The sequence below is a fragment of the Gordonia sp. i37 genome (genome assembly GCF_002043085.1).
GTDB lineage: Bacteria > Actinomycetota > Actinomycetes > Mycobacteriales > Mycobacteriaceae > Gordonia > Gordonia polyisoprenivorans.
Genome location: NZ_MVPX01000079.1, coordinates 1 through 3,658, shown reverse-complemented (window position 1 = coordinate 3,658; position 3,658 = coordinate 1). Strand labels below are relative to the sequence as shown.

Here is a 3,658-nt window from a genome sequence, read left to right as displayed (position 1 = left end):
CCGCGTGGACGAATGCCGCAGGCCCGGCGGCGAGCCCGAGGACGAGCAGGCACACAGTCACTGCGCGGACAATGGGGGTGACGCGCACACGAAAGATCATGGGTTCCTTCGACGGCCGGCATTTCTCGATGACGCGATCTCCCGAGAATTCTCGCGGTTTATCGAGTCTGGTGAAGTCACCGTATCGGTAAAGACCGCCGCATGTGCGCCTTCGGTCGGGCGACACACGGCGGGCGCGTGGCGCGCGGCTCGTCCGCGGGCGGACCGATGCCGTTTCGACTCTCAAACGTTCTCACCGCGCTACGGGGACTCTGGGAGCATGGGCGCCATGCCCACCGAGTTCCTCCTCCGACGCAGCGCGCCATGTCCCCGACAACCGCGATGACCCGTTCCGGGATCCGCGTCGGCGACCGCGTCGACGCCGGCTGCTACATCGACGTCGACGGCGCCCTGATCTGGCACTTCGTCGGCGGCGACCCGGCCGGGGCGCCGACGGTTCTGTTACACGGTGCCTTCGCGTCGGCGGCGACGTGGGGGGCGCAGATCGCCGGATTCACCGATGCCGGCCTGCATCTGTTCGTTCCCGAACGCAGCGGCCACGGCCACAGTCCGGACATCGCCGGGCCGTGGTCGATGGATGCGATGCTCGCCCAGATCGTCTCCTATCTCGAGACGGCGGTCGGGGTGCCGGCCAATCTGGTCGGCTGGAGCGACGGCGCGATGCTCGCGCTCCTCGCCGCGCGGGTGCGCCCCGATCTGGTGTCCCGGGTCGTACTCACCTGCAACTACATCAACTCCGCAGGACGCGACGCGCCCGAGTTCTTCTCCCGGATGACCGATCGGGATCCGGATCTGGTCGACTTCCTGCGCGGCACCTACAACGAGGAAAGCCCGGACGGCCCAGAGCATTTCGACACGGTGTACGCGAAAACCGAGGACTTCCTGATCAACGGACCGGACTACGCGGTCACCGAGTTCGCCGAAGTCGACGCACCCGTGCTGGTCGTCGCCGCCGACCGTGGCGTGGTGCACCTCGAACAGAGCCTGGAATTGTCCCGCACGTTGCCCCGCGGACGGCTCGCGATTCTCCCCGGCACGCACATCCTGCCGATCGAGTCACCGGAACTGTTCAATCCGCTGGTGCTGTCGTTCCTGATGTCGGACCCGCCGAGTCAGTGGACTCCGTGAATCACCGGACTCCGTGACCGCTGGACTCCGTGATCGCTGGATTCCGTGACCGCCGGGAGACCCGGCTGCTCAGACGTCGAGCGCGGCGACGTCGGACGGCGCCTCCGGTGAACCGCCGGACGCGACGAGGAGTTGACGCCCCCGATCCCACGCCTGCCGGCGCGACGCGTCCGGGTCGGACTCGACGTGGCTGGTGCGGTCGAGCACCATCACCGGCCGATGCGCCGCGTCGTAGGCGGGCCAATCCGGCCCGGGAGGCCGCCCGCGAGCGAAATCGCCCCACCGGGACTGCATCTCGTCGACCATCGCGCTCGCGGCGCGCCAGTCGGCCGTCGCCAGCCCGGCGAACATCGGCATCCGATATCCGCCGAACACCGCGAACAACTCGGTTGCGTGCGTGGCGCCGAGTCCGGCGCGCGCGAGGGCACGCGTATGGAAGTCGAAGCGGTACACATACGTCGGTGCCACCTCGCGATGAGCGTCGGCGAAGGCGGTGACCGGAGCCCAGAAGATGCTGTCGGCGGTCAGCCGCAACTGGTCGTCGGGGCCACCGGCGTACTGGTTCATGATCTCGTCGCGCGCGGTCTCGTCCTGGATGGCCAGCAGGGTGCGCTGGGTGTCGGGCAGCAGATTCCAGAACTTGTCGAAGAGTTTGCCCTCGTCGCGGTTGGTGCCGATGATCAGCGGGACCGGCGCGGTGTTGCCGTCGCGGGCCGCGGCATACGGCGACTGCGGTAGGGACGGCACGCCGTAGGCCGGTCCGAACGGGGTCGGTTCGACACTGTCGGCGTGGCGGGCGAAGCCCATCAGCCGACCGCCGGCGCGGTGGAGTTCCTCAGGTGTGGCGGCGTCGAGGCGCCGGGCCGCCTCGTGCGGGTCGATCGGCTCGCGCGGGCTGGTGGCGTCGGTGCTGCGCCGGTTCGGATCGGCCAGCAGGCGCAGGAACTCGTCGGCGAACAACGCGGCGCTCTCGCGGGAGATCGCCAGGTCGGTGGCCGGGCTCTCGGCGATCGCCCGGTGGAACAGTCCGCGTGCGCCGGGCGCGGCGAGCAGGCACAACACCGAGGTCCCCCCGGCGGACTCGCCGAAGATGGTGACGTTGTCGGGATCGCCGCCGAAGGCCGCGATGTTGCGCTGCACCCATTGCAGGGCGGCGATGTGGTCCTTGAGACCGGGGTTCTCGTCGAAGTGCCGTTCCGGCGTCGAATAGCCGCTGAAATCGAGCATCCCGAACGGCCCGAACCGGTACTGGATGGTGACCACGACGACGTCCTGCGCACGTGCGAGGTGCGTGCCGTCGTAGAGCGGGGTCGCCGCGGTGCCCAGGATGTAGGCGCCGCCGTGGATGAACACCATCACCGGTCGCGGCGCGCTCGCCACGGTGTCGGGGGCGACGACGTTGAGGGTCAGGCAGTCCTCGCTCACCGGCTGGAATCGTCCGAGGCCGGTCGCGGTGAGCAGTTTGTCCTGCACCGCGGCGTCGCCGAAGTTCTCGCAGCGCCGCACGCCGGGCCACGGGGCCACCGGTTGCGGGGCGTCAAAACGTCCACCGCCGACCGGCGGCGCCGCATACGGAATGCCCCGCCAGGCGACGGTGCCACGCCGTGAACGCCGGCCGCGGACCCCGGACACGATCCCCTCCGCGGTCGAGACCCTGGTGTCGGCCACTGCGGTGTTCGGAACTCCCATGCTGTCGAATCTACAATGCGGCAGTGACGTCGAACACTGTGCGTGTGCCCGCCGGGCAGGAGGTCGGGCGGTCGGTCGACCTCAACGCCGACCTCGGTGAGGGCGTCGGCGACGACGAGGCGATGCTGGCGATCGTCACCAGCGCCAACGTCGCCTGCGGCTTCCACGCGGGCACCCCCGCCGAGCTGCGCGCGACGTGCCGCGGGGCGGCGGTGTCCGGGGTGCGCGTCGGTGCGCAGGTCTCCTACCCCGACCGCTCCGGATTCGGGCGGCGCTTCATGGACATCGCCCCGGCCGAGCTCACCGCCGACATCCTCTACCAGATCGGCGCACTGCAGGGTCTCGCGAGATCCGTCGGGGTCGAGGTCACCTACGTCAAACCCCATGGGGCGCTGTACAACTCGATCGTGCACCACACCCGGCAGGCCGACGCCGTCATCGATGCGTTGCGTGAGCTCGGCGCCACCCTGCCGTTGATGGGTCTCGCGGGATCGCCTGTCCTGCACCGCGCCCGCGACGCCGGGCTCCCCGTCATCGCCGAGGCGTTCGCCGACCGCGCCTACACCCCCGACACCACCCTGGTGCCGCGCACCGAGCCGGGCGCCGTGCTCACCGACAGCCGCGAGATCGCGCAGCGCGTCGTACGGCTCGTGTCCGAGGGCACCGTGGTGGCCGTCGACGGTTCGGTGCTGCGCGTCGAGGCCGAGTCGATCTGCCTGCACGGCGACACCCCCGGCGCCGTCGGACACGCCCGCGAGGTGCGGGAAGCGTTGCGGCTGGC

At 70.1% G+C, this 3,658-nt stretch carries 3 protein-coding genes; 2 read left to right on the top strand and 1 reads right to left on the bottom strand.

Annotated features, from left to right (window positions below; genetic code table 11):
* The first annotated feature begins 381 nt into the window (after positions 1 to 381).
* Positions 382 to 1,188, top strand: a complete 807-nt coding sequence (locus tag B1964_RS03320) for an alpha/beta hydrolase (RefSeq protein WP_006372611.1) — start codon at positions 382 to 384, stop codon at positions 1,186 to 1,188.
* Between the two features lie 69 nt (positions 1,189 to 1,257).
* Here the strand turns inward: B1964_RS03320 and B1964_RS03315 are convergent, their stop codons facing one another.
* Entirely contained in the window at positions 1,258 to 2,877 is a 1,620-nt protein-coding gene (locus B1964_RS03315) for a carboxylesterase/lipase family protein (RefSeq protein WP_079928812.1), read from the bottom strand.
* A gap of 23 nt (positions 2,878 to 2,900) precedes the next feature.
* Between B1964_RS03315 and B1964_RS03310 the strand changes: the two genes are divergently transcribed.
* Positions 2,901 to 3,658, top strand: a 758-nt coding sequence (locus B1964_RS03310) for a 5-oxoprolinase subunit PxpA (RefSeq protein WP_079928814.1), incomplete at its 3' end; no start/stop codon positions are given.

Coding starts and splice junctions, on each gene's coding strand:
- B1964_RS03315 (WP_079928812.1), bottom strand. CDS start 2,877: ATGGGAGTTCCGAACACCGCAGTGGCCGACACCAGGGTCTCGACCGCG.
- B1964_RS03320 (WP_006372611.1), top strand. CDS start 382: ATGACCCGTTCCGGGATCCGCGTCGGCGACCGCGTCGACGCCGGCTGC.